A 26,959-nucleotide genomic window follows, 5' to 3' on the forward strand; every position below is an offset into this window, starting at 1 on the left:
CCATGACCGTGACCACGGCGGCCCAGGCCGCGTACCTCATCGCCGCGCTGCTGTTCGTGCTCAGCCTCGCGGGCCTGTCCAAGCACGAGACCTCCCGCAACGGCGTGCTGTTCGGCATCGGCGGCATGGCGCTGGCCCTGGTGGCGACCATTGTGTTGGCGCTGCAGGGAATGGCCGTCACCGGCATCGTGCTGCTGGTGGTGGCGATGGCCGCCGGTGGCGGCATCGGGCTGTGGCGGGCCCGGGTGGTGGAGATGACCGGCATGCCGGAGCTCATCGCCCTGCTGCACAGTTTCGTCGGCCTGGCCGCGGTTCTGGTCGGCTGGAACGGCTATCTGGACGGGGACGCCGGCGACCTGCCCGGCATCCACCACGCCGAGGTGTGCATCGGCGTGTTCATCGGCGCGGTCACGTTCACCGGCTCGATCGTGGCGTTCCTGAAGCTGTCGGCCCGGATCAAGTCCGCGCCGATGACGCTGCCCGGCCGGCACTTCCTCAATCTCGGCGCGCTGGTGGCGTTCGTCGTGCTGACGGTTTTTTTCGTCATCACGCCGAATCTGCCGGTGCTGGCCGCCGTGACGGCGATCGCGCTGCTGTTGGGCTGGCACCTGGTGGCGTCCATCGGCGGCGGCGACATGCCGGTGGTGGTGTCCATGCTGAACAGCTACTCCGGCTGGGCCGCCGCCGCCTCGGGTTTCCTGCTGGACAACGACTTGCTCATCGTCACCGGCGCGCTCGTCGGCTCCTCCGGCGCCTATCTGTCCTACATCATGTGCAAGGCCATGAACCGCTCGTTCATCTCGGTGATCGCCGGCGGCTTCGGCGTGGAGTCGGGCACGTTCGCGGCCATCGAGCAGGGCGAGCACCGGGAGATCAGCCCCGACGACACCGCCGAGCTGCTGCGCGAGGCCGAGTCGGTGATCATCACCCCCGGCTACGGCATGGCCGTGGCCCAGGCCCAGTACCCGGTCGCCGACCTGACCCGCAAGCTCCGGGAACGCGGCGTGGACGTGCGGTTCGGCATCCACCCGGTGGCCGGCCGGCTGCCCGGGCACATGAACGTGCTGCTGGCCGAGGCCAAGGTGCCCTACGACATCGTGCTGGAGATGGACGAGATCAACGACGACTTCCCGCAGACGTCGGTGGTTCTCGTGATCGGGGCCAACGACACCGTCAACCCGTCGGCCGACGACCCCGGCAGCCCCATCGCCGGCATGCCCGTGCTGCACGTGTGGGAGGCGCAGAACGTCATCGTGTTCAAGCGCTCCATGGCCGTCGGCTACGCCGGCGTGCAGAACCCGCTGTTCTTCCGGGACAACAGCAAGATGCTGTTCGGCGACGCCAAGCAGCGGGTGGAGGACATCGTCCGGGCGCTCTAGGTCGTCAGCACGATCCGGCCGAAGACCTCACCGGCGTCCATCTTCCGGTGAGCCAGCACGGCCTGCTCCAACGGCAGCACCTCGTGCACCACGGCGGCCAGTTCGCCCCGCTCGGCGGCGGCGAACTGGCCGGTCCGCACGGCGCGGCGATCGTCGGCGGACACGGTGTCGGAGCTGAAGGTGGCGAAGGAGGTCGACCTCCGGAACGCCGCCATCATCGTCACGCCGAAGTCGGCCGGCGGCTGGCCGCCCACCGCGCCGACGACCACCATGCGGCCGTTGGGATTGAGCCGGTCGAGGAAGGACGGCAGATCGGGGCCGGCCACCACGTCGATGATCACGTCCCAGCCCGCACTCGATCCGCCGGAGCGGTCCAGCACATGGGTCGCCCCGAGCTGACGCAGGCGCTCGCCGCGTTCGGGCGAGGACGTCGTCACCGACACCGGGCCGCTTCGGGCCGCGAGCTGCACGGTCATGATCCCGAGGCTACCCGCCGCGCCGCGCACCAGCACCGACTCGCCGGGTGCGAAGTGCGCGTGGGCGAGACCGAAATGCGCCACCACCCCGGCACTGCCGAGCGTCACGGCGTCCACAAAGGACAGATCCGGCGGCAGCTGGACGACGTCGGCCAGCGGGGCGACCGCCTGCTCGACATAGCCGCCCCCGGTGCCGGTGAACGCCCACACCCGTCGACCGAGCCACTCCGGGCCGACGCCGTCGCCGACGGCGGTCACCGTACCGGCCACCTCGCTGCCGGGGACGTGTCCTGCCCGGAAACCGTACGCGGCGAGCGCACCACTGCGGATCAACGTGTCCGCGCCGGCGACGCCGATCGCCGCCACGTCGACCAGGACCTGCCCGGCGGCCGGGACCGGGTCGGGGAGCTCGACGACGGCCAGCCCGTCGGGGCCGCCGAACGTCCGAATCGCGATTGCCTTCATGGTTTCGACGCTAACGAGCCCCGCTCGACGCCGGGCTAAAGTGAGAACCGTGACCGACCAGGCGACTCACATCCTGCGCTCCGACGCCCAGGACAACCGCGAACGCATCCTCGACGCGGCCCGCACCCTGTTCGCCACGGCCGGTCCCGAGGTGGCGATGCGGGACATCGCCCGGCAGGCCGGTGTGGGCCTCGCCACCGTCTACCGCCGCTTCCCCACCAAGGAAGCGCTGGCCGCCGAGGCGCTCGCGGACCGGATGGGCGGTTGCCACGCGGTCATCGAGGAAGGGCTGGCCGATCCCGACCCGTGGCACGGACTCCGCCTGGTCATCGCGAAGATCTGCGAGCTGAACACCCGGGATCTCGGGGCCACCGCGGCCATCGCGGCGGCCTTCCCCACGGTTTTCGACCTGCCCGCGGCCCGCTCACGCTCGCTCACCTCACTGGCCGAACTGACCCGCCGGGCCAAGGCCACCGGCCGCCTGCGCGCCGACCTCGTCGTGGACGACGTCGTGCTGGTGTTCATGGCCAACAACGGAATCCAGGCCGCCGCACCGGAAACCCTCGCCGCCGCCTCGCGACGGTTCGCCCAACTCGCCATCCGCTCGCTGGAAGCCGCCTAACGGGCCCAGCTGGCCGTCCACACGTCGTCGGTGCGGGTCGAAAGCCAGTTCTCGGCCAACCGTTGGCGGAGCCCGGCCAGGCCGGGATGGGCGTTGTCGGCCCGCCAGATCAGCGAGTGCGGGTAGACCGGAGTCGGCCTGCGCACCGGGATCAGCCGCAGGTCCTCAGACCGGTGCAGCCGGATCACCGTGCCGAAGAAGGTCGCGAGCGACGGCGTGTCGGCGATCCGGTCCAGCATGTGCTCGGTGCCGAAGTTCGGGCCCTCGGCGTCGATGGACAGACCGAACGCGGTGGCGAGTTCCTCGTAGTAGACGCCCCACTCCGCGCCCGGCACGATGCCGGGAATCCAGATGCGGTGCCCCACAAGGTCTTTCGGCGTCAGCTCGGTGGCATCGGCGAGTTCGTGGTCCAAGCCGACCAGCAGGTGCAGGGGCTCGTTGTCGACGCGCATCGTGCGCAGGCCGTCCGATGGCGGGGTCGGCGTGGCGCAGAACGCGGCGTCGATCTCGCCGGACCGCACGGCGGCGGTGGCGGCGGTGCCGTTGGGCAGCGTGACCACCTCCAGCTCGATCTCCGGGTGCTGGCGGTGGAATTCCTGCACCAGCGAGGCGCAGACCGAGCGTCGGCCCAGCACGTCGACCCGCAGCGGACGCCGCCCCGGTCGGACCGACTCCACGGCCCGGTCGGCGACCGCCAGCAGGGCGCGGGCGTGCGGCAGGAAGGCCTCGCCCTCGCTGGTCAGCTGGATGCCCCGCGCGGTGCGGCTGAACAGGCGGACGCCGAGCTCCTTCTCCAGCGCGGCAACGCGCTTGGAGACCGCCTGCTGGCTGATGCCCAGCTCGACGGCGGCTTCCTGGAGCTGGCCCTCGTCGGTCGCCACCACGAAGGTCCGCACGGCGTTGAGGTCCACGGCGCGAGGCTACAACCGACGGTTGTGGCTCGGCGGCGCGGGGTTGTTTGATCCGGCGGCACCATCACCGTGAAGATCGCCGGCATGGGTAGGGATTTCGGATGGCTTTGGGCCGCGTTCGCGGCCAGCGCAGTCGGCACCTGGTTCGCGTTCGACGCCTTTCCGCTGGTGGCGATCCTGGTGCTGCACAGCACCCCGGCGGAGGTGTCGCTGCTGGCCGCGGCCGGGCTGATCGTCGGGGCGCTGGTGGCGGTGCCGCTCGGGCCGTGGATCGAGTTCCGGCGCAAGCGGCCGGTGATGGTGGCGATGGATCTGCTGCGGTTCCTGGCGTTGCTGACGCTGCCGGCGGCATACCTGTTGCACGGCTTGACGTTCGGCCAGCTGGTGCTGGTGTCGGTGGTGGTCGCCGCGGCCGACATCGTGTTCACGGCGGCGAGCGGGGCGTTCCTGAAGTCGTTGGTGGCCAAGGAGCATCTACTTCAGGCCAACGGCCGGTTCGAGGCCACGAACTGGGCGGCCGTCGCCGTCGGACCGCCGCTGGGCGGGCTGGCCATCGGGGCGCTCGGGCCGTTGACGACCATCGTGGCCAACGCGGTGAGCTTTCTGTTGTCGGCACTGGGAATCCGGGCCATCCGCGGCCAGGAGCCGGCCCCGGGCCAGGCTCCCCGGCTCAGCCTCGGCGAGATCTTCGACGGGTGGCGGCACATCCTTCGGCACCCGGTGCTGCGGCCGCTGTTCCTGAACTCGGCCCTGTTCAACGGTTTGCTGATGGCGACGGCCCCCTTGCTGGCCGTGCTGATGCTCGGCGACCTCGGCTTCACGCCGTGGCAGTACGGCCTGGCGTTCGGCGTGCCCAGCATCGGCGGGCTGGTCGGCGCGCGACTGGCCCGGCCGCTGGTGGGGCGGTTCGGCCAGCGGCCGGTGCTGCTGGCCACCAGCGTGGCACGGGTGGTTTTCGTGCCAGGCCTGGCTTTTGTCGGGCCGGGGCTGCCGGGGCTGCTGCTGGTGATCGTCCTCGAACTGGGCATCATCGTGTCCTGCAGCGTCTACGCCCCGGTGTCGGCGACCGCCCGGCTGGAGCACTCGGCCCCCGACACCGTGGCCCGGGTCCTGTCGGCCTGGTCGGTCACCACCAAGGTCAGCATCGCCGCCACCACCGCGATCTGGGGCCTGCTGGCCGGTCTCGTCGGGCCGCGTGAGGCGATCGCCGCCGCCGGCGTGCTGGCCCTGCTCACGCCGCTGACGATGATCGGCCGTCAGAGCACCCGCGTGGCGTACGGCATGATCTCGCCCCAGCGCACCGGCACCACCCGCACGTAGGCGCCGGAGTAGGGCGCCTCGATCATCCGGCCGCCGCCGACGTACATCGTGACATGGTGGATGTTGCTGGGGTTGCCGTAGAACAGCATGTCGCCGGGGGCCATCTGGGACAGCGGCACGTGCTGGCCGGCGTAGTACTGGTAACCGCTGTAGTGCGGCAGGTAGACGCCGACGCCGGCGAAGGCGTAGACCATCAGCCCCGAGCAGTCGAAGCCGATCTTGTTGAAGTCGCCGTAGTAGTCGGCGTCGCCGCCGCCGTCGCTGATGCCGCGGCTGGGGCCGCTGGGCGTGCCGCCGCCCCAGGCGTAGGGCATGCCCAGCTCGGCCATGGCCCGGGCGATCACCGCCGCCGCCCGGCCGGGAGCGGCCACCGACACCCCGGCCGGCGGCGGGGCGGGCCGGTTCGGCACCGGCCGGGACGCCGCCGCGGCGGCCGCGGCAGCGGCCGCCGCGGCCTCTTCCTTCTTCTTCTCGGCCTGCCAGTCGTCGTAGCGCTGCCGCTGCGACTGGAGATCGCTGACGTTGGCCTGCGCCGCCGACAGCTGGCTCTCCATGTCCGACTTGGACGACTGGAGCTGCTTCTCCTGGTCGGCCTCCTGCTGCCGGGCCGCCACCGCCGCCGCCATCGCGGCGTCCACCTTGCGCTTGGCCGCGTCGGCCTCGGCCTGCTTGGCCTTGGCCACCTCAAGGGCCTTGCGGCTGGCCGAATCCTTGTTGGCCCGGTCCACATCGGCCCGCTGGGCCACGTCCATGGCCTTCAGCTCGGACTCGCTGACCGCGTTGAGCATCTGCACCCGGGCCAGCAGGTTGTCCGGGCTCGTCGCGTCGAACAGGGCCGAGAAGCCGCCGACCGCGCTGCCCTGCGAGAAGCTGGCCGCCGCGAAGTCGTCGAGCCGCTTGCGGGCGTCGTCCATCGACTTCGCCGCCGCGTCCGCCTCTGTCTTGGCCGCCGCCGCGTCGTCGCTGGCCTGCCGGGCCGCCGCCTGCGCCGTCTCCAGGTCGACCCGGGCCTTGTTGACCTCCTCCATCCGGGCCTCGACCTGGTCCTGGAGGTCCGACAGCCTGACGTCGGCCGCGGCCAGCTGGTTGGTCAGGTCGCCGACCTTGGCCGCCTTGTCCCTGACCTGGTCCTGGCCCGCGCTGATGTCCGAGTCCGACGGATCGCTCGGCGGTGGCGGCAGCGCCGCCCCCGGCGCGGCCGCTCCCACCAGGACGGCCAGCACCACCGCGGCCACCACGGATGTTCGCACCACCGCACACCTCCTCACGGATTAGGCCGTTCGGAGCAGTAGCTATTAAGCCGATCGGCGTCAACCAGGCACCGTGTCACTGTGCCACTCGTGTCCCACCGACGCCACAAATCCCGTGCAAAACTCACCCATCATCAGCCACACGTGTCACACGAATGGCCTAGAACCCCTGCGGCGGGTCGGGCGCCACCACCTCAAGGTCCACACCACCGCGTCAGAGGTTGCGCAGTTCCGGCCACAGCCTGGACCACGACTCGTCCCGGCCGACGCACAGGGAGATCGACGCGCCCTGATAGAGGTTGTTCACCCCCAGCTTGTTGTCCACGGTGGCCACCTGGGTGACCTTGGCGAAGTGCCGGCGCATGGTCGCGTCGGTGTTGAGCAAGGCATTGACGTACAGCACGTCCGTGGCGCTTTCCGGCGGGACGCCGAAATACCAGTAACCGCGGTTGGGGCTGTAGGCCGCGGGCAGACCGCGCGCCGGCCCGTAGAGGGCGATCGCGCTGGCCAACCAGTAGGAGTCGCCGACGATTGCGGTGTGCCGCCGCACGTCCTCGGGCAGCGCGCGGTACGCGGCGGCGATGTCGCCGGTCACCTGCGGCCATCCGACGCTCTCGACGTCGAGGGCGTCCACCGTGTCGTCGTCGCCCCGTAACGGACGCGGCTCGAGCGGCAGCGTTTGCAGCAGCATCGCCACCGACAGGGCGACGGCCGGCCACGCGACCCACGGCACCCAACGCCTCCGCCGCGGGCCGTCCAGGCCGACGGCGGCCAACGCCCACAGCACGGGCAGGATGCCGGCGGCGTAGTACGGCCGGCCGGCCATCACGATGAACACGACGACCAGCGACACCGCGACAATGGCGAGAAACCTGTACTGGGGCAGGCGAATCGCGCGCCACAGGCCGTACAGCCCGAGCGGGACCCCGATGACTCCGCCGGCCCCGCCGAGGGCAAGCAGGAATCCGCTCGCACCGCCGCCACCACCGCCCTCCTGCTCGACGGCGACCTCATGGATCATCTGGATCTGCGGCCAGCCGTGGTCGGCCTGCCACAGCAGCGACGGCACGGAGGTCAGCACAGCGATGCCGGCGCCGAGCCACAGCATCTTGCTGCGGAAGATGTCCCGGGGGCCGGCGATCAGGATCGCGACGCCGGCGAGCACCCAGAAGGACACGATCAGGTACTTCGCCTGGAGATCGACGGCGGTGGCCAGGCCGGCCCACAGCAGCAGCCGGTCCTCACGCAGTCGCACCCAGCGCACCAGCAGCCAGGTGATGGCCGTCCACCAGAACAGGTCCACGCTGGTCGTGGCGAGCAGGTGGCCACCGACGTCGACCACCGGCGCCACGGCGTAGGCGGCCGCCGTGATGATCTGCGCCCGGCGCCGGCCACCGAGCTCCCGGGCGATCAGCGCGGCCACGACGATGCCGGCGACCGTCGCCAGGATCGCCGGGATGCGCACCACCGCGATGTTTCCCGGCGCGATCGTGTCGGCGATCAGCGCCAGGAACGGCACCAGCGGGGGCTGGTCGGCGTAGCCGAAGTCCAGATGATGTCCGGCGGCGACGAAGTAGAGCTCATCGCCGAAGTAGCCATAGCGGCCGCTGGCCGCCAGCAGCACGACGCCCAGCAGGCCCGCGACGAACACGACCGGCAGTACGGCAAAGTCCGCCACCGCCGTCCCCACGTCGGCTCTGGACGTGTCCGTCGATTTTCCCTCTGGTGATTTTCCCTCGGATAACAACACTGACCGCTCCCCTTGTCCGCACTCCCGGCGGGAGCATGCGCCGCAGGCCGGCCGGCGCACACCGAACGGGCATCAGCGACTGGGAAAACCACTGATTTCGCCGTCCACGTTCACAAGAAGAGGCCCTGCCGCGCCGACCGAGCCCGAAGTAAACCAAACACCATGGCCAGATAAATCGGACACAAAATGAACAGAATTGCGAGAACCTACGTATGCACCGAATGCGTGAATACACTGCACGCATTCGGCGTATCCCGGAGCATGCCCCACCCGCCTCCGCGAGTCCCGCCCACAGTCACACCGAAAGCCCGAAACGGATTCATACAGTTCGGTGTGACGGAGAGCGTGACTCGCGGGGGTGGTCAGTTGACCTTGCGGGCGCGGTCGGCCCAGTAGGGCTCGCGGAGCTTGTACTTCTGGATCTTGCCGGTGGCGGTGCGCGGGATGGACTCCCGGAACTCCACCGAGGTGGGGGCCTTGTAGCCGGCCAGCCGCTGCTTGCAGTGGGCGATCAGGCCGGCCTCGTCCACCGACGCCCCGTCGGCCAGCACGACCAGGGCCTTGATGGTCTCGCCCCACTTCTCGTGCGGCACGCCGATGACCGCGACCTCGGCCACGGCCGGGTGGCTGAACAGGCAGTCCTCGACCTCGATGGACGACACGTTCTCGCCGCCGGTGATGATCACGTCCTTGCGGCGGTCGGAGATGACGAGGCAGCCCTCCTCGTCGATGGAGCCGCCGTCGCCGGTGTGGAACCAGCCGTCCTCCAGCGCGTCGGCGGTGGCCTCGGGGTTCTCCCAGTAGCCCTCCAGCACCACATTGGACCGGGCCAGCACCTCGCCGCTGTCGGAGATGGCGATCCGCGCGCCCAGCGCCGGCCCGCCGGCCCGGGACAGCTTGGCCGCGCGCTCCAGCGGCGGCAGGTCCAGGTCCTGCGGCCGGGTCCGGTTGAACGTGAGCAGCGGCGAGGTCTCGGTCAGGCCGTAGATCTGCAGGAACTCCCAGCCCAGCTCGTCCTGCACGCGGGCGATGGTCCGGGTCGGCGGGGGCGCGCCGGCGCACACGATCCGCACCTTGTCCCGTCCGGGGATCTCGCCGGTCCACGTCTGCGCGGCGTCCAGCACGGCGTTCCACACCGCCGGGGCTCCGCACATCAGGGTCACGCCGTGCTCGTCGACCCGACGCAGGATCTCGGCGCCGTCGACCTTGCGCAGCACGATGTGCCGCGCGCCGACGCCGGTCAGCCCGTACGGCATGCCCCAGCCGTTGCAGTGGAACATGGGCAGGGTGTGCATGTAGACGTCGCGTTCCCAGGCCCGGGTGTGCATGGCGAAGGTGACGGCGTTGGTCCAGATGTTGCGATGGGTCAGCTGCACGCCCTTGGGCCGCGCGGTGGTGCCGGAGGTGTAGTTGATCGTCGCGGTGGCGTCCTCGTCCGGCGACGACCAGGGCCGCGGCTCGGTGTCGAAGCGCATCAGCTGCTCGGTCTCGGTCCCGAGCACGAACCGGTGCCTCGCGGTGACGGCCTTGAGCGAGTCGTCCAGTTCGGGGTCGACCAGCAGCACCGACGCGCCGCTGTGCTCGGCGATGTAGGCGATCTCCTCGGCCCGCAGCCGGAAGTTGACCGGCACGCAGATCCGGCCGCTGGCCGGGACCGCGTGCAGGAGCTCCATCAGCCGCGCGGAGTTGTGGCTGACGACGGCGACCCGCTCGCCCTCGCCGACGCCCAGCGCGTCCAGGCCGGCCTGCCAGGCGCGGACCCGCCCGGCGAGCTCGCGATAGGTGGTGGTGGCGACCGGATCGGCCGGCTGGGCCGGCTCGTCCACGATCGCGACGCTGTCGCCGAGGACCGTCTCTGCACGGTCCAGGAAGTCACTGACGGTGAGTGGGACCCGCATCACTGCACCCTATCTACCAAGTGGCGGGATCGCCCCATGTCGACAGCCGACCCGTGGGCTCGATCGTTTCAGCGGCCACCAGCGCCGGCAGCGACTCGGCCAGCGGCTCCCGCACCACCGCGTCGGCGGCGTCGTCGAACGGGGTGGGCTCGGCGTTGCAGATCAGCAGCCGTGCCCCGGCCCGCACCGCCAGCTCGGGCAGCGCCGCCGCCGGGTACACGGTCAGCGAGGTGCCGGCGGCCAGGAACAGGTCGCAGTCCAGGGCCGCCCGCTGGGCCCGCCGCAGCACCTCGTGGTCGAGCTCCTGTCCGAAGGAGATCGTCGCGGACTTGATGATCCCGCCGCACTCGCGGCACGGCGGATCGGCCTCGCCGCGGGCGACCCGGTCCAGGGCCTCGGCCATCGGCCGGCGGTCGCCGCAGTTCAGGCATTCCGTCTCGGTCAGCGACCCGTGCAGCTCGACGACCAGCTTCGGGTCGGAGCCGGCCCGCTGGTGCAGGCCGTCGATGTTCTGGGTCAGCAACGCCCCCAGCCGGCCGGACCGTTCGAGGTCGACCAGCGCCCGGTGGGCCGCGTTGGGTTCGGCCGTCCACGCCGGATGCACGGCCCGGCTGCGCCAGGCCCGTTGCCGCACCTCGGGATCGGCCAGGTAGTCCGGCAACGACGACAGTCGCTGCGCCTCGGGATCCTTGGTCCACACGCCGTCCGGGCCGCGGAAGTCGGGAATGCCGGACGCGGTCGACACGCCGGCCCCGGTGAGAACGGTGATCCGCCGCGAACCGCCGATCAGCCGCATCGCCTCCCGCATGCCCTCCTGGTTACGCCACCAGCCGGCCCTTGTCCAGCCGGAGCCGGCGGTCGGCGACGGCGTGCACCCGGGGATCGTGCGTCGCCGCGATGACCGCCGTGCCGCGGTCGGCCACCCGGCGCAGCACGGTCAGCACCACCTCGGCGCTGGCGTGGTCGACGTGCGCGGTCGGCTCGTCGACCAGCAGCACCGCCGGCTCCACCACGATTGCCCGGGCCAGCGCCGCGCGCTGCTGCTGCCCGTAGGACACCTCGTTCGGGTACCGGTCGGCCAGGTCGCCGACGCCGAGCTCGGTCAGCACGGCCAGGCTGCGCGACTTGGCCTCCGCCGATCCGGTCAGCAGCAACGGCAGCGCGGTGTTCTCGACCAGGGTCAGCTCGCCGGCCAGCCCGAGGGCCTGTGGCAGCACCGCGCAGTGCTGCCAGCTCGGCGCGCCGTCCAGCTCGACGTCGCCGATCAGCACCTGGCCGACGTCGGGCCGGTCGAAGCCGCACAGGATGGACAGCAGCGCGCTCTTGCCGGAGCCGGACGGGCCGCCGATGGTGACGAACTCTCCCGGCTCCACCGCGAGATCCACCCCGCGCAGCACCTCGACCTGCCGGAACGACCGGCCGATCCCGTTGGCCGTCAACGCCATCACGCCACCCGTCCATGATCCACTCGGCCGGAGCTCATCCGCACCACGAGGTCGGCCAACTCGGTCAGCCGGTCGTCGTGCGACGCCACGGCGACGGGGACTCCCCGCTCCACCAACACTTTCAGCGACTCCAGCACCAGTCCGGCCGACATGTCGTCCAGCTGCGACGTCGGCTCGTCGGCCAGCACCACCTTCGGTTCCCGGGCGAGGGCACAGCACAGGGCCAGCCGCTGCTGCTGGCCGCCGGACAGCGCCGGCACCCGATAGTTGCCCATGCCCTTGAGCCCCACGACATCGAGCAAGCCGAGGTCGGTCCGGCGACCCGCGCTCTGCGCGGCGGCGATCACGTTCTGCGCCGCCGTCAGCTCCGGCAGCAGGTTCTCCAACGGGTTCTGGAACATCAGCGCGATGGTCTGCCGTCGCAGCGCCCTGAGTTGGCGGTGCGATCGACTGCTCACCGCCTCACCGTCCAGCTGCACCACACCGCGAGTCGGCCGCTCGACCAGCGCCAGCACCCGCAGCAGGGTCGACTTGCCGGAACCGGACGGCCCGGCGAACACGGTGATGCCCTGGTCGGGCACCGTCACCGTCACGTCGTCGATCGCCGTCACCGCGCCGGCCGGCGTCGGATAGTCGACGCCAACCCCTTGGGCGACAAGGACATCAGCCACGGATCAGCTCCCCGACTCGGGCGGTGCGCACGCCGCGCACCGCGATCAAGCCCGCCACCGCGACGACGGCCAGCCCGGTCACCACCGCGATCAGCACAAACGTCACCGAGTCGGGCAGCGCCACCAGCGGCCGCAGCCACGGCGCGGGATCCAGCCGCGCCACCGAGACCGCCACCGTCACCAGCCCGACCGTCATTCCGGCCAGCAGCACCGCTCCGGCCACGGCCCCGAACTCCAGCAGATGGCTGACGATCAGCGTGGTCGGCCGCAGCCCCATCCGCGTCGCGAGCGCGCCGGACAGGGCGGTCTGCTTGCGCCGTGCGCCGACTGCCAGCAGCAGCGAGGCCGCGGCGATCACGGCCAGCAGGGCGCCCACCGACTCGATGTAGCCGAAGGTCCAGCCCACGGTGTAGAAGGGCAGCGCGTCCAGGGCCTGCGCGGCCGTCTGGTACCCGATGTGGTCGATGTGCGCGGCCGACAGCTGTCCGAGCAGGGTGTCGGCGTCCACGCCGGACCAGACGAAGAACGAGTTGATCTCCGATGCGCTGGTGATGTCCGACCGCGCCGTCACGTAGCCGGCGTTGTCCGGCATGCCCGGGAAGATCGGCAGCCGGCCGATGGTGTGCAGCGGCCCGAAACCCGGGACCGACACAGCTCCGGTGGGCGCGCCGCCGACGGCGATCGCCGCGCCATGGCCGAGCTTGCCGACCAGGTCCAGCAGTTCCGTCCGCCGGTCCGGATCGAGCCACGCGCCGTTGGCGAAGGTCGCCGGGTCGACCGCGACCATGTTGTGCACGCCCCGGTCGACCACGCCGACAACAGTGGCGCGGCCGTCCATTGTGGACGGAAGCTGGGCGCTGCTCTGTCCGAAGGTGGTGGAGATCTGCACGGAGGTGGTGGCGCCGATGAGGGTGCCGGACTTGCTGGCCAGCGCGTTCTGCTCGGCCCGGCTGACGCTGTCGCCGACCGCCAGCGTGCCGACGGCCAGCACGCCCACCAGCACCACGCCGGTCGCCGCCGTGCTGGCGGCCGCGAGCCGGCGCACTGCCAGCTGCACCGACGGCAGCGACCACACGCTCAACCGGTGCGACCAGGCCAGCAGCAGCCGGCCGAGCCGGGCCGCGATGCCGGCGATCACCACCACCACGAGGACCGGAAAGGCCAACGCGAAGGCGTCGACCGGCACCGTCACGACACCGGTCTTCGGGGTCGCCGCTGTGAGCCGCAGCCAGGAGAACGCCGCGGCGACCGCGACCGGCAACTCGAACGGAATCAGCTTGAGCACCCTCGGCATCCGCCGACGGGCCTGCGCCTGGAACATCCGGTGCGTACGCCAGGTGGCGGTCAGTGTCACCAACGCGGCGGCCGCCAGGACAGCGCCCAACACCACCAGGCCGGCCCACACCGTCGTGCCGGGATCCAGCTCGGCAACCGGGGCGTACCAAGGCAGGGCCGTCCGCGCGGCAACCAGGCCGGCGATCGCACCCACCAACAGCGGACCGCCGAGTTCGAGCAACGCCTTGGCGCCCAAGGAGATCGGCGCGCTGCCGCGGGCCCAGAGCACCCGGAGCACCGGCTGCCGGCGCTGACACCACTGCGCGGCGACCGCCCCGACGCCGACCAGGCCGACCAGCAGGCTGATCGCCGTCAGCGGCAGGACGAACGCGACGATGTTGGCCTGCGCCTTCTCCGCCTCGGCCAGCGCCGACGCGAACGGCAGCCGCACCGGCGCGACGCCGGTCAGCCCGTCGGCCGCGAACTTCGCCCGCAGCGCGTCGGCCAGCCGCTCGCTGCGGGCCTCCAGATCGCGGGCTTCGGCCAGTGTCTTCGGGGCCGCCACGGGGAAACGCGCCGAGGTGTCCAGCCGCTGGCCGATCTTGACGACGTCGTCGAGCGTCGGCAGGAACGCGGTCGTCGAACTGCCGCCGTCGGGGGCCTGCCGGTTGTAGAAAACGGAGGACACCTCGGTGCACCAGAACGGCGGCACCGGCTCGTCGAGGTCCGAGTAGATCGCCGTCACCGGCGGGAGTTGCGGACTGAGCGGGCCCAGGCCGATGTGCGCGTCCTGGGACGGGCTCTGGGCCAGCCACATGCCGTTCGGCGCGCCGCCCCGCACCAGGCTCAGGTTGCTCGTCGCCTCGTCCCGGAAGCCGAACCTCAGCCATGGCGACGGCCGGCCGCCCAGGTCCAGTCGGTACGTCCGGGTGTAGGCGCCGAACAACGTCTGCGGGAATCCTTGCCGCGCCGCGACTTCCCGGGCGTCCTGGGCCACCTTCCCGACCAGCTCCGGCGGCGTGGCGATGCCGTTGACCGCCACCGCCAGCGACTGCGGGCAGGACCGCCCGACCTGGTAACTCAGCGCGGCGTTTCCGGTGCTCACCGCACACAGCACGGCCGACGCGGCGACAAAAGCCAGGAGCAGGCCGGTCACCGCCGCCACCACGACGGAACTTCCGCTGCTCAGGCCGGTGCGAGCGGACGTCCGCCACGGCAACTGCATTGTCGGAGATTAACCTCGGCGGCGTCGACGCCGTGGACGTTTCCGCGAACTGTGGCCCGGAAAGGCAAAAAGCCCGTGGCGCTTCCTGCCCCGACAGGAAGCGCCACGGACCTGTTCCCCCTCTGGTTTGCTCACCCGCCCCGCGCTCCCCGACCGGCGAGGCGGGTGGCCCTCTCCCCCCGGCCCTAGGCGGCCAGCCGGTCGCGCTCCTCCTGGCGACGCTGGCGCTGCTCGATCGGGTAGAAGTCGTCGAGGAACCGGCTGTTGTCACGGGTCCAGCGGACCCGTTCGGACAGTTCGTCGCCGCCGGTCTGCTGGCGGCTGGCCGCGCGGACCTCCTGCCAGCCGTAGACGACCGTCAGCACGGCCGCCGCCATGACCATGGCCAGCGCGACCGCCACCACGCCCGCCACGTGGAGCTGGGTCAGCAACACCACCACGGCCCAGAGCTGCACCGCCGTGAACACCACGGTCAGGACGACGCGGGTGAAGACTCGGTTGTAGGGTCGGCGCTCCTCGTGCTGAGTGTTCATCTCTGGTCCCCTCCTCGGTCTGCCGATCCGGCAGATGACACCTTTGTAGACCGGCCGGCGGCGGAGATCTGCGTCACCTGACACAGAACGGAACTTCCACGAGGAAATTTCGCCGTGCACTTGCACGCCGGACACCTGTGGTTCGCTGTGCCGGTGACATTCGAACGCCTCTCACCCCCGCTGCTCGGCGACGAGCGCGCCACCCTGCGCGCCTTCCTCGACTTCCACCGCGCCACCCTCGCGCTCAAGTGCGCCGACCTCACCGACGACCAGCTGCGCCGGCAGGCCAGTCCGCCGTCGACGCTCTCGCTGCTCGGGCTGGTGCGGCACATGACCGAAGTCGAGCGCACCTGGTTCCGCAAGGTGATCAACGGCGAGGAGATCGGGCTGGTCCACTCGGACAGCGGCGACTACCAGGTCGCCTACGACGCCTCCACGGCCACCCGGGAGGAGGCGTTCGCGGCCTGGGAAACCGAGGTCGAACAGGCACGGCGAATCGAACTGGAAGCCGAGTCGCTGGACGTCAAGGGGTATCAGCCGCGCTGGGAGGAATGGGTTTCCCTGCGGCTGGTGATGCACCACATGATTCACGAGTACGCCCGCCACAACGGGCACGCCGATCTCCTGCGGGAGGCCGTGGACGGCACCGTCGGCGTGTGATTCCCAAAGCCCTGACCAGCGTGGACAGGAGCAATCCGGCTAACGAACCAGATCCCGCAGTCGTTCCATCCGGTGAATGACGAAGTGCCCGCGCCCGGTGGTGATGGCCCCTTCCTCCCGCAGTTCCCGCAACACCCGGGCCATCGATTCCCGTGACGTCGACGCCGTTTCCGCCAGCTCCTGCTGGGTGAACGGCGACGCGATGTGCACCCCGTCCGTTCCCGGCTTCCCCAGCCGCGTGGCCAGGTCCAGCAGCAGCGTCACCACGCGCTGCATGGTGCTGCCCCCGCCGTACTCGGCGCGCTGCTGGTCGGTCTCCCGCAACCGCCGCGCGACGACCTCCAGCAGCGACCAGGCGATCCGGGGATGTCCGTCGCACAGCCCCTGCAGCCGCACCGCCGGCAGCAGCAGCACGTCGACCGCGTCGATGGCGGTCATCGTGGCCGACCGCGGCCGCCCGTCGATGGCCGACAGCTCCCCCAGGACCTCCCCCGGCCCGCAGACGGCCAGCATGATGCCGTGGCCCGCGGCCCCGCCGGCGATGACCTTGATGTGCCCCGCGAGCACGACGTACACCTGCTTGGTCTGCTCCCCCTGTCCCACGATCACCTCGCCGGCCGCGAACTTGCTGCGCGTCGACGCGGCAGCGAACGCGGCCTGCTCGGCCGGTGACAGCCGCCCCCAGAACGTGCCGGCCGGACCGGTCAGCGCGATCACCTCCCCTATGGTGTTCGGCAAGAGTAGTTGCTGGAGGGGCACGACACGGATGGCAGAGCGTCAGCCTGCGGTGTACCGCGCGATCCTCGTGGTCGACGTGGAGAGTTTCAGCGGTGGCCACCGCACGGAGGACCATCGCCGGATCGTCCGCGCCGGCCTGCGGGACATGCTCGTCGCCGCGCTCGGCGCCCTCGGGCACGACTACCAGGCCGGGTACCACAACGACACCGGCGACGGCGTGGTCGTGTTCCTCACCCCCGACATCCCGGAAAGCCAGCTGGTGCGCCACCTGCCGGTCGCGCTGGAGGCCATGCTGCGCGAGCACAACAGCCGGTACGCCAACGGCGCGCAGATCCGCCTTCGGGTGGCTCTGCACCACGGTCAGGTGTTCTTCGACGAGACCGGCGCGTCGGCCGCGTCGGTGATCCACGCCTGCCGGCTCGTGGACAGCCATCCGGTGCGGGACGCCCTGAAACGCGGCGAGGCGCCCCTTGCCCTGATCGTGTCGGACCACTTCTACCGCGAGGTCGTGAGCGGCGAGCCCGCCGCCGCCCCCGCCAGCTACGCCGAGGTGCAGGTCAGTGCCAAGGAGACCGACTGCGTCGGCTGGCTGCGCGGCGGCGTCGCCCAGGCCGTTGTGCCCCAGCCCTCGCGGCTGCCGCTCGTCCTGGAGGACGACAGCGGCGTGGTCCGGGTCGTTCCCGGCGGCGAACGCCTTGTCAGCCAACTCGTGGACGCCATCCGGCAGTCCCCCGCGCTGCTCGACGCCACCCGGTCCCGGTGGCCTCAGCACGACCTCCGCAGCAACCCCGACGAGGCCCTGCACGCCCTGGCCGAGGCCTTCCTGCGGGTCCCGTCGATGGTGGACGACCTGGCCCGCCGGGACGTCCTCGAGGAACTGCCCACGCAGATCCGCGTGTCCATCCCGCGCAGTCCCCGTGCGCGCATGGACGTCCGCGCGATCGTCCGGACGTGCATGACCCGCAACGGCGGCCTGGCCGCCCTGCTGACCGCCGTGCAGCGCATCGAGGGCGACGACAGCCTCGACGTCGACGCGCTGCACGGCGATGTGGTCACGATCCTGGCCTCACTGCTCGACCAGGACTGACCGGCCAGGCTCGGTCACCAGGGCTTGGCCATGGCGTTGAGCATCGAGTGCGCCGAGTCGTCCTCGGCGATCTCCCACATAAACGCGCCTCGCAGGCCGGCCGCGCGGGCGTAGCCGGAGCGGATGCCGATCGAACGCGGGTTCTCGAAGCTGACGAACTTCTGCTCGGCCGCGTTGTACAGCCACGGCGCCTGCGCGTTGTCGTCCCAGTGCTGTTCCCAGGCCGGGTCGGTCAGCAGCTTCGCCTTGATGTCGCCCCAGCTGCCCGGGTCGAAGCTGGTGTCCCACGGCTGGAACAGGCCGTGGTTCGGGCCCGCCTGGGTGACGTGGAAGCCCCGGCCGTAGAACGGCACGCCCAGCACGATCCGGTCCGCCGGCACCCCGTGCTGCTCGTAGTACTGCACCGCGCCGGTCACGTTGTTCCAGCGCTTCATCGGCTGGCCCAACGGATCCGACGGCACCTGCGCCATCGGGGCGTTGAACGTGGACACCGGCGAGAAGCCCGTGCCCATGTCGTAGGTCATCAGGTTGATCCAGTCCAGCACCTTGGCGATGCCGCCCAGGTCGAAGCTGTTGGCCGGGTCGTAGGGGTCACCGTACTTGCCCTTGCCCGTCTGCAGCCGGCCCGCCGGCAGCGCCGCCGTCAACAGCTTGTGGCCGCCGCCGAGCTGGTCCAGCTCCTTGCGGAACTCCTTGGCCAGCAACGTCGCGTTCTGCTTGTCCGCCGGCCGGGCCGGGATCTCCGCCGGGCCACCCGAGACCGGGAACTCCCAGTCGATGTCCACCCCGTCGAACACGCCCGGATAGCCCCGGAAGAACGTGTTCAGGCAGGCGCCGACGACCTTCTTCCGCGACGCGTCCGTCAACGCCGCGTCCGAGAATCCCCCCGCGCCCCAGCCGCCGATGGAGATCGACACCTTGAGGTTCGGGTGGCTCGCCTTCAACTGCTTCAACGCCGCGAAGTCACCCGCCGCCCCACTCGGCACGGTGCACGCGCCGTCGGCGATCGTCGAGAACGCGTAGAACACGTTCGTCACCGTGTCCGCCGGAATCTTGGACACCGGGAAGTCGCCGCTCTCCCACCCGGCGAAGTACGCCCCGACAACATGGTTCGGCGCACCGCGATGGTCCGGCGCGGCCGGGCCGGCGGTCGCCGCCGACGCCGAGCCCGCCACCGTCCCGACAACCGTCAGCGCCGCCAGCCCGAGGGCGGTCACAACACGCAGGGAAGACATGCCCGCCACTCTGTAGTGACCCGATCACGATCAGCAAGAGCCGGGCATGGTTTAGACCAAAAATTAGCCTGATCAGCCGGCCGTCGCCGGGTGGCCGACCCGGCGCGGTCGTCAGCTGGTGAGCACCAGCGCCCCGGTGGCCGCGGCGAGGCAGGCCAGGGCGGTGACCAGGCCGGTGCGCAGGAACCGGGGCCAGGCGATCTTCACCCCGGCAGAGCTGCACCGCTCGTACCACAGCAGCGTGGCCAGGGAGGCCCACGGCGTGACGATCGGGCCGACGTTCGTGCCGATCAGCAGCCCGAGCAACTGGTTGTGGTTGGCGACCGGCACCACCGCCTCCCCCGCGGTGTAGGCGGGCAGGTTGTTGAGGACATTGGACAGCCCGGCCCCGGTGCCGGCGGCCCGGAACACGCCGCCCGGACCGTTGTCGCCGCCGATCACCGCCTGCATGACGCCGGCCAGACCGTGGTCGCTGATCGTCTGCACGACGAAGAACAGCCCGGTGACGAACACCAGCAGCCGCCACGGCAGCAGGCCCCAGCGCAGCGAACCCCGCTTGCGCACGGCGAAGGCGATCACCACGACACCGGCGCACACCGGCGACACGAGGGCCAGTTCCAGGCCGGTGACCACACCGGCGACGAAGATCACGCAGGCGGCGGCGCAGATGGCGAACAGCACGGGATCGGCGGCCTTGGGCGCCGCCGGCGGCTCGTAGCGGTCCACGCCCCGCCGGCCCCGCCGCCAGTAGAAGATCCACAGGCACACCGCGGTCGCCGCCACCGACGCCAGTTCCGGCAGCACCATGCGCTGGGCGAACTCCGGCGCGCTGAGCGCCACCCGGTTCATCGCCAACAGGTTCGTCAGGTTCGACACCGGCAGCAGCAGGCTGGCGGTGTTGGCCAGCCACACCGTGGTCATGGCCAGCGGCGCCCCGGGAATCCCCAACCTCTTGGCCACGGCCAGCATCACCGGCGTCAGCAGCACCGCCGTGGTGTCCAGGTTCAACGTCGCGGTGGTGATCGCCGCGAACAGCACGCACAGCACGAACAGCAGCACGAAGTCGCCCCGCGCGAGGATCGTCAGCCGGATCGCGATGGTGTCGAACACCCCGGCCTCGGCCGTCAGCTCGGCCAGCACGATCACCGCGCCCAGGAACACCAGGATCGGCCCGATCCGCGCCAGCGTGCCCTGCGCCTGCGCCACCGGCAGCAGCCCGCTGGCCAGGAACACCAGCCCCAGCGCGAGCAGCCCGACCGCCACCCAGTCCAGCGCGTCCAGCCTCAGCCGCACGGCCCTCTTGTCCTTTCTCCGCACGACATTCATGACCGGGGTCGCATCCGGCTCTGCGGGTCCCAGAGCAGGAAGTCCCCGTCGTCGCTGGCGCTGGCGACGAGCGGCTGGCCGTCGACGCGGACCCGGGTCAGGGCGCGCACGGTGCCGCCATGGGCCTGGTACTCGCCGACGAGCTCGCCGGTGCGCACGTCCCAGAACTGCACCAACCCGCCGAAGCCGCCGCTGGCCAGCAGCCGGCGGTCGCCGACCCGGACCGGCCCGAGGGCGCCGACATGCCCGAGGCCGCTGTCCATCACCAGCCGCACCTGGTCGCCGGGATCACCGACGGCGATCGTGCCGTCCTGGCAGCCGGCGGCCAGCCGGCCGTCGACCACGGTCAGGGTGACCACGCCGGCCAGGCCGTCGTCGAAGGTGCCCAGAAACTCGCACGTCGCCGGATCCCACAGCAGCACCCGGCCGTCGCTGTCGGCACTGGCCAGCAGCGGACCCCGGGCGCCGTCCAGGGCGGCCAGCGACACCACCTCGGCGGCCGGCCCGCGCAGCACCTGCGACTCCTCGGCCCGGTCCAGCGGCCACAGCCGGATGGTGCCGTCGGCGCTGCCGCTGGCCATGAACCGCTCACCGTCGAGCAGCAGCGGCGTCACGGTCCACACCTCGCCGGTGTGCTCGGCCCTGGTGGACACGTGCTCCCCGCTGTCGGCGTCCCAGATCCGCACGGTGCCGTCCGACGACCCGGTCGCGAGCAGCACCCGGCCCGGACCGGGCACCGAGGCCAGGGCCCGGATCGTGCTGCGGTGCCCGCGCAGGGTCCGCTCCTCGGAGAAGCCGGACAGCTCGTGCAGGTGCACGGATCCGTCCAGCGCCCCGCTGGCCAGCAGCGTCCGGTCCGGCAGCAGCACGGACGTCAGCGCCCACACCGCGCTGGACCGCACCGACTGCAACTCGTCGGTCTGGAACGTGACCGGGTCGGCGAGCCGGATGGTGCCGTCCACGCCGCCGCTGGCCAGCTGCACTCGGCCCTCGACCTCGACCGGGGCCAGCGCCCACACCTCGCCGGTGTGGTGGCTGAACCGGTGCTCGACGCCGTCCCGCGCGGTGCGCGGGTTCCACAGCCGCACCGTGCTGTCGGCGCTGCCGCTGGCCAGCAGGTCGCCGTGCTCGGTCGGCACCACCGCGAGCGTGCGGATGGTGCTGACGTGCCCGACGAACGAGTTGACCAGAGCGCCGCTGCGCGGGCGCCAGAGGTGGATCATGCCGTCCGCGCCGCCACTGGCCAGCAGCGACTCGCCGTTGACGGCGATCGTGGTCAGCGCCCACACCGTGCTGCGGTGGGCCTGGATGGTGCGCAGCACCGAGCTGGTCTCCGGGTCCCACAGCCGGATGGTGCCGTCGGCCCCGCCGCTGGCCAGCAGCTCGCGGCCGTCGACCTCGACCGAGGTCAGCGCCCACACCCGGCTGCCGCCGCGCACCAGGGTGCGCAGCCGCTGTCCGCTGTCCGGGTCCCAGAGCTGGATCATCGACCCGGATCCGGTGCCGGCCAGGCAGATCCGGCCGCCGACGCGGACCGTGGCCAGCGCCCACACCTCGCCCTCCAGGAACCGGGTCTCCCGGTGCAGCGCGCCGGAGTCCAGGTCCCAGGTGCGGACGATGCCGTCCACGCCACCGCTGGCGATCATGCCGTGTTCGCTCTCGGCGGCCGGGATGGCCGCCAGCACCCGGACCGGGCCGATGTGGCCCTCCAGGTTGAGCACGGTCTGCCCGCTGGCCACGTCGATCAGCCGCACCGCGCCGTCCGCGCCGCCGCGGGCGAGCAGGGACCGGCCGCCCGAGCGGATCTCGGCCAGCACCCACACCGGCCCCTGGCTGTCCGAATCGCCGACATGCGCGTCGTCGCCCGGGAACGGCGGCGGCGGGAACCGCAGCACCTCCGGCGGCGTGGTGCGCGCCGGTCGGGCGGCCACCCGGCCGAGGCAGTCCACAATGGAGCTGAGCGCCGTGCGGGCGTCCTTGCCCTCGAAGGTGACGCCGTCGATGCGGTCCACCATCTCGGCCAGCAGCAGGCCGGCGTGGATGGTCACCGCCAGCACCCGGCCTCGACTTCCGGGGCTGTCGATCAACGCCTGCAGCCACGACTCACCGGCGTAGGGCAGCGCGACCGTGCTCGCGGAGATCACGGTGATGACGTATCGGCCGTGCTCCAACGCTTCCGCCGCGAGCCGGCGCAGGCCGTCCGGGGTCGACGCCTCGGACAGCGGCCTGATCACGACGGCGTAGCCGAGCCGGTCCAGCTCCCACCGCAGCCATTCCGCCCAGGCATAGTCCCGGGGGTGGTAGCTGAGGCAGATCTGCGACGCCAACCGCTCCGCGCTGTCCTGCTCTTCGCCCACCACCTCCGTTTCCGTTTCCGTCTCGGTTCCGTCCAAAGTGGTCAGTTCGACCATGCCCGTGGACGTGTCGTCCTCCGGGGCCGGCAGCAGTTGGCTCCACCGGCGGGCCGCGTTCGAATAGGGCGGTCCCAGCGCTTCCAGCACGGTGTGCAGCACCCGGGCGAAGGCCATGCTGCTCGGCGCGAGCCGGGGTCCGTCGCCCCCGATCGGGTCGGCCAGCATCGCCGCGAAGTCCAGCGGCTGCCCCATCCTGCTGCCGACGTATCTCGACACCTCGCCGAAGACCCGGATGGCCTCGTCCCGGCGCAGGGTGCCCAGCAGCGTCTCCCGGACGCCCTTGCGGAAGTCGTACTGCACCTCGTCGGGGTCCTCGTCCGGCTGGTCGTGGCCGATCCGGTGCAGCAGCTGGCCCAGGAAGACTTCCGCCAGGTGCGCCGGACCCGACTCCGGCAGCATCGTCGCCTGCACGAGCCGCATCACCGGCAGGTTCAGCGGCGCTGTCGCCAAGTACGACGCGAGCCGGAAGGCGGTGGGGGACGCCGTCGCGCGGAACGCCTGCACGAGTTCCAGCGGCGAATCCGGTGGCACGTCGACCATCCACTCCGGACGCGACCCGAGCTCACCACCGGCCAGCACCACCATGCCGTCGACCCAGCCGCGGCTCTCGCCGGCCAGCAGCGAGGCCCAGCGACCGATCCACCGCGGCGACAACTCCATGATGGGGATGGGGATCCCGGCCGGCGGCGGCGCGCCGAAGCCCTGGTTGCGCGGCTGGAACTCGAACCGCCGGAACGGCAGCCCCGACTCGAAGGCCCGCAGCCGCACCGGAACCGGCACCACGCCCGTGCGATGCCACAGCCGCTGCGGCAGCGGCTGCACGATCGCCACCGACCCCGACTGCGACCACATCGCCAACAACCGTGACATGGCACCGGAAAGCCACGCCTCGCCGACACAGTCGCTGAGCATCAGCACAAGCCGGCGACCACTCGGATCGATCAGCTCACGGGGACTGCGACTGGGCGCGCCCGGCCGGCGCAGCCGCGGCTCGTCCTCCCGACTGTCCATCTCCCACACCCGAACGTCCCGGAACGCCCCCATGCGCTCCAGCAACACCCGCAGCTCCGTCGCCGCACGCTGCCAGATCCGCATCGACGGCCCGGCGTCGACGACCAGGGCGACGTCGAGCCACCGCGTCATCTCCGGCTGCCACTCCGGCAGCCACAGTCCCGTGTCGGCGATCTGGTCGGCGGTGGCCTGCTCGTTGACGATGATCCGGTGCGGATCCGGCACGCGCCGCTTCAGCGGCCGCAGCGCCCTCGACAGCCGCAGCATGTCCGGCAACGCCGGCGCCGCCGGACTCAGCATGGTCAGTCCGGTCATGCCGTCCACCTGGCTGCCACGCCCCGGCAGGTGCATGGCCGCGGACGACGCCGGCACCTCGGTGGCCCCCGGCGACGGCCGACTTCCCAAGCGCCGCTGGGGTTCCGTCTCCCCACCGGTGGGCGAGGCCGGCTCCGCCGGCTCCACCGGCGGCGGCAGTGGCTCCCGCTCGGGAGCCGGTTCGCCCGTGCCCCGAGGCCGGGCGTCGCCGAGGTGCCCGGCCAGCCAGACGGCGTCGGCCAGTTCCTCGCCGGTGACGTCCACCTGAGCGGCCGCCAGCGCGTCGACGAGCCGTTCCAGCCTCATTGGCCCGGCTGGCTGAGCGGCCGCAACAGGGCGTCGAGCAGCCGGGCCCGGGTCTCCTCGGGCGGTCGGCCGCCGGACGCGGCCAGGTAGATGGCGTTGAGCAGTTGGTCGTTGGCCAGGTCGCCGACCCGGCGGTCCTCCAGGAAGCGCTCGATCACGTCCTCGCTGGCCGCCACCGTCTCCGGCCCCAGGTGCGCGGCCACGATGTCGGTCAGCTGCTGCCGGTTCGGGGTGCGGATGTCCACCCGCAGGCAGCGCCGCAGGAACGCCGGTGGGAAGTCCCGCTCGCCGTTGCTGGTCAGCACCACCACCGGGAACGCGTGGCAGCGCACCCGGCCGCGCTGGATCGCCACCCGGTCGGTGCCGTCGGCGATCATCACCTCGACCGCGGCCTGGTCGTCGGGCAGGCGGGTGAGCTCGGGGATCTCGAACTCGCCCTCCTCGAACACGTTGAGCAGGTCGTTGGGCAGGTCCACGTCGCTCTTGTCGATCTCATCGATCAGCAGCACCCGCGGCCGCGCCTGCGGCAGCAACGCGGTGCCCAGCATGCCCAGCCGGATGTAGCGCCCGATGCTCGGCGGCGCCGGCGACTCCCCGCTCCCCGTGCGCAACAACGGACGCGTGCCGTTCTGACGCAGGCTCGCGTCCTGCAGTCGCCCCACCGCGTCATAGCGGTAGAGGCCCTGCTCCAGAGTGGACCGACTGGTGATCGGCCAGCGCAGCACCGGTCCCAGCTTCAGCTCGTGGGCGATGCTGTAGGCCAGTGTGGACTTGCCGGTGCCGGGCTTGCCGGTGACCAGCAGCGGGCGGCGCAGGTACAGCGCCGCGTTCACGATCTCCGTGACCTCGCTGTCCGCGCGGTAGGTGATGGCGCGCTCCTGCTCGCCCAGCTTGCGCCCACCCGAGCCGTCGACGCCCAGCCTCGGCTCCACGAGGGGCAGGCCGCCGAACTCCCGCCACCGCGGTGGCGGCGGGAGGCGGTCGATGCCGTCGTGCGGCTCGCCGGCGCCCCGGTAGATCAGCCAGTCCTCGTCCCCGGTCATGGTGGGGATCCTCCCGTTGAGCTCGGTGCGGACAGCCCGAACCGCGGCTCGGGCAGGCGGGACGGGTCGTCCCAGAGCAGGCTGAGATGGTTGCCGCAGTGGTCGTCGGCGGCGCCCGGGGCGTCGGCCTCCTTGCGGGCGCGCAGCGCGTGGTCGGGCAGCCGCGGCAGCGGCCCGTGGGCGAGCATGTCGGTCAGCTGGAGGTGACCGCCCTCGCCGTGGTGCTCACGGCACCACAGCGCCACCGGCGTGCCGGCCCACACCGCCGCGCCCAGCACGGAGTCCGCCTCCTGGTGCCCGGGCGGCGGCGGGCCCGGCCACGCGACCGCCACGGGTTGGTCGCCGGACAGCTCGCGGTACAGCCGCTGTGGATCGCGGCCGTCCTCGTCGGCCATCCACCGGACCGCCGCTTCCGGGTGCAGGCCGCTGTGCTCCTGCAGCCAGCGCCACTTCGCGCGCCACTGCTGGCGCAGCGGCAGCGACGTCGTGCGCAGGCGGTCGAGGCTGCGCACGACCACCGGGTAGTAGACGCCCAGCCGGCTGCGGAACGGCGTGCCGGAGGTGATCAGCCACTTGTCCACCGGCGTCACCAGCAGCCGGTGCGGCAGGATGAACTCCACCATCGGCTCCACGGAGTCCGACACCAGCAGGCTGCCGCAGTCCAGCAGCGCGCGGTCGATGACGTCCGGGATCTCGTCCAGCAGGTACGACCGGTCGTCACGGGCCAGCGTCTGGCTGTCGGTGTCCAGCCACAGCCACACCGACACCTGGAACCGGTTGTGGTCCAGGCCGTCCTCCTCGATCTGCACCAGCAGCGAGGCACGCCCGGCGGGCTTGCTGGTGTGGAAGTGCGCGCTCTCCCGCGCCGCGGCCAGCAGCTGCGGCGGCAGTTCGCAGCGCCGCACCACGTCGGCGTTCCAGCGGCGCAACGCCTGCGCCGTCTGACCGCGACCGTCCACAGCGGCCGCGAGGTACTCCACGAACACCAGCAGCGGCGGCAGCTGTCCCGGCGGCGTCATCATGTTGACGAGTTCGTCCACCACGCCGAGCAGGTCGTTCGGGGCCGACTCAAGTTGCGGCGCGAGCGGCCCCACCGCCGCCCGGTACAGGCTCCCCGAGTCCACCTCGGATGTCAGCGCCGCCAGCAGCTTGCGCAGGTCCGCGCGCTCGGCGGCGTGCAGGATCTCCAGCGGGATGTGCGAGGCCACCAGTTCCGCCGCCTCGTCCACGCGGTAGTGGCCCGGGCTGATCAGCCGCAGCGCGTCCACCAGCTTGCGCAGGCCCCCGTAGTGCTGCTGGCACTCCTCGACCAGGGCGATCGTGTACAGCCGGTCGCTGTTGTGGATCGGCACCTCGAAGCCGGGGCCCAACCGGTTGCGCAACTCGGACACGAGCAGGCCGCGGGTGCCCAGCTCGCGCAGGTCCTCCACCTCGAGCAACAGCGCCACCAACCGGTTGCGCACGTGCTCCGGCAACTGCGGCCGGCCAGCAGAGCCCACGCGCGCCTCCCCCGTCGCTCACGATCTTCGCCGGGCCATCGTAGGTCGCCGCCGGTCGTCCGGCCCCGTCGCGGGCAAGGCTAACCAGGGTCGGGGCCGCCCGTC

General features: G+C 71.6%; 21 protein-coding genes. 5 read left to right on the forward strand and 16 right to left on the reverse strand.

Annotated elements, in window-relative coordinates; all coding sequences use genetic code 11:
* Positions 1-2 precede the first annotated feature (2 nt).
* Positions 3-1,379: a Re/Si-specific NAD(P)(+) transhydrogenase subunit beta gene (pntB, locus tag JJ691_RS21430; protein WP_211770501.1), complete on the forward strand. Its 1,377-nt coding sequence runs from the start codon at positions 3-5 to the stop codon at positions 1,377-1,379.
* Here pntB and JJ691_RS21435 read toward each other — a convergent pair.
* Positions 1,376-2,320 (reverse strand): zinc-dependent alcohol dehydrogenase family protein, encoded by a 945-nt coding sequence (locus JJ691_RS21435; protein WP_211770502.1) that lies wholly within the window; start codon positions 2,318-2,320, stop codon positions 1,376-1,378. The genes pntB and JJ691_RS21435 overlap by 4 nt on opposite strands.
* A 49-nt stretch (positions 2,321-2,369) precedes the next feature.
* Here JJ691_RS21435 and JJ691_RS21440 point away from each other — a divergent pair, with 49 nt between their 5' ends.
* Entirely contained in the window at positions 2,370-2,942 is a 573-nt protein-coding gene (locus tag JJ691_RS21440) for a TetR/AcrR family transcriptional regulator (RefSeq protein ID WP_249228094.1), read from the forward strand.
* Here the strand turns inward: JJ691_RS21440 and JJ691_RS21445 are convergent.
* Positions 2,939-3,853, reverse strand: a complete 915-nt coding sequence (locus JJ691_RS21445; protein WP_211770504.1) for a LysR family transcriptional regulator — start codon at positions 3,851-3,853, stop codon at positions 2,939-2,941. The two genes, JJ691_RS21440 and JJ691_RS21445, sit on opposite strands and share 4 nt — an antisense overlap.
* Before the next feature lie 84 nt (positions 3,854-3,937).
* Between JJ691_RS21445 and JJ691_RS21450 the strand changes: the two genes are divergently transcribed.
* Positions 3,938-5,173, forward strand: coding sequence for an MFS transporter (locus JJ691_RS21450; RefSeq protein WP_211770505.1), 1,236 nt, complete (start codon positions 3,938-3,940; stop codon positions 5,171-5,173).
* Here the strand turns inward: JJ691_RS21450 and JJ691_RS21455 are convergent.
* The 8 genes from JJ691_RS21455 to JJ691_RS21490 form a co-directional block, all read right to left on the reverse strand.
* On the reverse strand, positions 5,110-6,426 hold the full coding sequence (locus JJ691_RS21455) for an NlpC/P60 family protein (protein WP_249228095.1): 1,317 nt from the start codon (positions 6,424-6,426) through the stop codon (positions 5,110-5,112). The two genes, JJ691_RS21450 and JJ691_RS21455, sit on opposite strands and share 64 nt — an antisense overlap.
* A gap of 211 nt (positions 6,427-6,637) precedes the next feature.
* Positions 6,638-8,101 (reverse strand): glycosyltransferase family 39 protein, encoded by a 1,464-nt coding sequence (locus tag JJ691_RS21460; protein WP_249228096.1) that lies wholly within the window; start codon positions 8,099-8,101, stop codon positions 6,638-6,640.
* Between the two features lie 434 nt (positions 8,102-8,535).
* The gene (locus tag JJ691_RS21465) at positions 8,536-10,071 is read right to left on the reverse strand and encodes an AMP-binding protein (RefSeq protein WP_211770507.1); all 1,536 of its coding nucleotides are present in this window, start codon (positions 10,069-10,071) and stop codon (positions 8,536-8,538) included.
* A 13-nt stretch (positions 10,072-10,084) separates the two neighbouring features.
* A complete protein-coding gene (locus tag JJ691_RS21470) occupies positions 10,085-10,879 on the reverse strand; it encodes an SIR2 family NAD-dependent protein deacylase (protein ID WP_211770508.1) in 795 nt (264 codons plus the stop codon).
* Positions 10,880-10,889: 10 nt separating this feature from the next.
* A complete protein-coding gene (locus JJ691_RS21475; RefSeq protein ID WP_211770509.1) occupies positions 10,890-11,516 on the reverse strand; it encodes an ABC transporter ATP-binding protein in 627 nt (208 codons plus the stop codon).
* Positions 11,516-12,187 carry an ABC transporter ATP-binding protein gene (locus JJ691_RS21480; RefSeq protein ID WP_211770510.1) on the reverse strand — a complete coding sequence of 224 codons (672 nt, stop codon included), beginning with the start codon at positions 12,185-12,187 and terminating at the stop codon, positions 11,516-11,518. Before JJ691_RS21480 ends, JJ691_RS21475 begins: the two co-directional genes overlap by 1 nt.
* Positions 12,180-14,687, reverse strand: coding sequence for a hypothetical protein (locus JJ691_RS21485; protein WP_211770511.1), 2,508 nt, complete (start codon positions 14,685-14,687; stop codon positions 12,180-12,182). Before JJ691_RS21485 ends, JJ691_RS21480 begins: the two co-directional genes overlap by 8 nt.
* A 185-nt stretch (positions 14,688-14,872) precedes the next feature.
* Complete coding sequence (locus JJ691_RS21490) at positions 14,873-15,220, reverse strand: hypothetical protein (protein ID WP_211770512.1); 348 nt, start codon at positions 15,218-15,220, stop codon at positions 14,873-14,875.
* Positions 15,221-15,373: 153 nt separating this feature from the next.
* Here JJ691_RS21490 and JJ691_RS21495 point away from each other — a divergent pair, with 153 nt between their 5' ends.
* On the forward strand, positions 15,374-15,880 hold the full coding sequence (locus tag JJ691_RS21495; RefSeq protein ID WP_211770513.1) for a DinB family protein: 507 nt from the start codon (positions 15,374-15,376) through the stop codon (positions 15,878-15,880).
* 39 nt (positions 15,881-15,919) lie between these two features.
* Here the strand turns inward: JJ691_RS21495 and JJ691_RS21500 are convergent, their stop codons facing one another.
* Positions 15,920-16,597 carry a Crp/Fnr family transcriptional regulator gene (locus JJ691_RS21500; protein WP_211770514.1) on the reverse strand — a complete coding sequence of 226 codons (678 nt, stop codon included), beginning with the start codon at positions 16,595-16,597 and terminating at the stop codon, positions 15,920-15,922.
* A gap of 49 nt (positions 16,598-16,646) precedes the next feature.
* Here JJ691_RS21500 and JJ691_RS21505 point away from each other — a divergent pair, with 49 nt between their 5' ends.
* Positions 16,647-17,705: an effector-associated domain 2-containing protein gene (locus JJ691_RS21505; protein WP_211770515.1), complete on the forward strand. Its 1,059-nt coding sequence runs from the start codon at positions 16,647-16,649 to the stop codon at positions 17,703-17,705.
* A 14-nt stretch (positions 17,706-17,719) separates the two neighbouring features.
* Here the strand turns inward: JJ691_RS21505 and JJ691_RS21510 are convergent, their stop codons facing one another.
* From JJ691_RS21510 to JJ691_RS21530, 5 genes are all read right to left on the reverse strand, one after another.
* Positions 17,720-18,940 (reverse strand): glycoside hydrolase family 18 protein, encoded by a 1,221-nt coding sequence (locus tag JJ691_RS21510; RefSeq protein ID WP_211770516.1) that lies wholly within the window; start codon positions 18,938-18,940, stop codon positions 17,720-17,722.
* Between the two features lie 111 nt (positions 18,941-19,051).
* A complete protein-coding gene (locus JJ691_RS21515; protein WP_249228097.1) occupies positions 19,052-20,233 on the reverse strand; it encodes an SLC13 family permease in 1,182 nt (393 codons plus the stop codon).
* 29 nt (positions 20,234-20,262) lie between these two features.
* Positions 20,263-24,312 (reverse strand): SAV_2336 N-terminal domain-related protein, encoded by a 4,050-nt coding sequence (locus JJ691_RS21520; RefSeq protein ID WP_211770518.1) that lies wholly within the window; start codon positions 24,310-24,312, stop codon positions 20,263-20,265.
* Positions 24,309-25,355, reverse strand: a complete 1,047-nt coding sequence (locus tag JJ691_RS21525) for an AAA family ATPase (protein ID WP_211770519.1) — start codon at positions 25,353-25,355, stop codon at positions 24,309-24,311. Before JJ691_RS21525 ends, JJ691_RS21520 begins: the two co-directional genes overlap by 4 nt.
* Positions 25,352-26,854 (reverse strand): VMAP-C domain-containing protein, encoded by a 1,503-nt coding sequence (locus JJ691_RS21530; RefSeq protein ID WP_211770520.1) that lies wholly within the window; start codon positions 26,852-26,854, stop codon positions 25,352-25,354. Before JJ691_RS21530 ends, JJ691_RS21525 begins: the two co-directional genes overlap by 4 nt.
* Positions 26,855-26,959: the final 105 nt, after the last annotated feature.

This window comes from Kutzneria sp. CA-103260 (genome assembly GCF_018263855.1).
Lineage (GTDB): Bacteria > Actinomycetota > Actinomycetes > Mycobacteriales > Pseudonocardiaceae > Kutzneria.

Bases quoted from the DNA above. Each gene is read 5' to 3' on its own strand.
- pntB (WP_211770501.1), top strand. From the start codon at position 3: ATGACCGTGACCACGGCGGCCCAGGCCGCGTACCTCATCGCCGCGCTG.
- JJ691_RS21435 (WP_211770502.1), bottom strand. From the start codon at position 2,320: ATGAAGGCAATCGCGATTCGGACGTTCGGCGGCCCCGACGGGCTGGCC.
- JJ691_RS21450 (WP_211770505.1), top strand. From the start codon at position 3,938: ATGGGTAGGGATTTCGGATGGCTTTGGGCCGCGTTCGCGGCCAGCGCA.
- JJ691_RS21465 (WP_211770507.1), bottom strand. From the start codon at position 10,071: ATGCGGGTCCCACTCACCGTCAGTGACTTCCTGGACCGTGCAGAGACG.
- JJ691_RS21470 (WP_211770508.1), bottom strand. From the start codon at position 10,879: ATGCGGGAGGCGATGCGGCTGATCGGCGGTTCGCGGCGGATCACCGTT.
- JJ691_RS21475 (WP_211770509.1), bottom strand. From the start codon at position 11,516: ATGGCGTTGACGGCCAACGGGATCGGCCGGTCGTTCCGGCAGGTCGAG.
- JJ691_RS21485 (WP_211770511.1), bottom strand. From the start codon at position 14,687: ATGCAGTTGCCGTGGCGGACGTCCGCTCGCACCGGCCTGAGCAGCGGA.
- JJ691_RS21490 (WP_211770512.1), bottom strand. From the start codon at position 15,220: ATGAACACTCAGCACGAGGAGCGCCGACCCTACAACCGAGTCTTCACC.
- JJ691_RS21505 (WP_211770515.1), top strand. From the start codon at position 16,647: ATGGCAGAGCGTCAGCCTGCGGTGTACCGCGCGATCCTCGTGGTCGAC.
- JJ691_RS21510 (WP_211770516.1), bottom strand. From the start codon at position 18,940: ATGTCTTCCCTGCGTGTTGTGACCGCCCTCGGGCTGGCGGCGCTGACG.
- JJ691_RS21520 (WP_211770518.1), bottom strand. From the start codon at position 24,312: ATGAGGCTGGAACGGCTCGTCGACGCGCTGGCGGCCGCTCAGGTGGAC.
- JJ691_RS21525 (WP_211770519.1), bottom strand. From the start codon at position 25,355: ATGACCGGGGACGAGGACTGGCTGATCTACCGGGGCGCCGGCGAGCCG.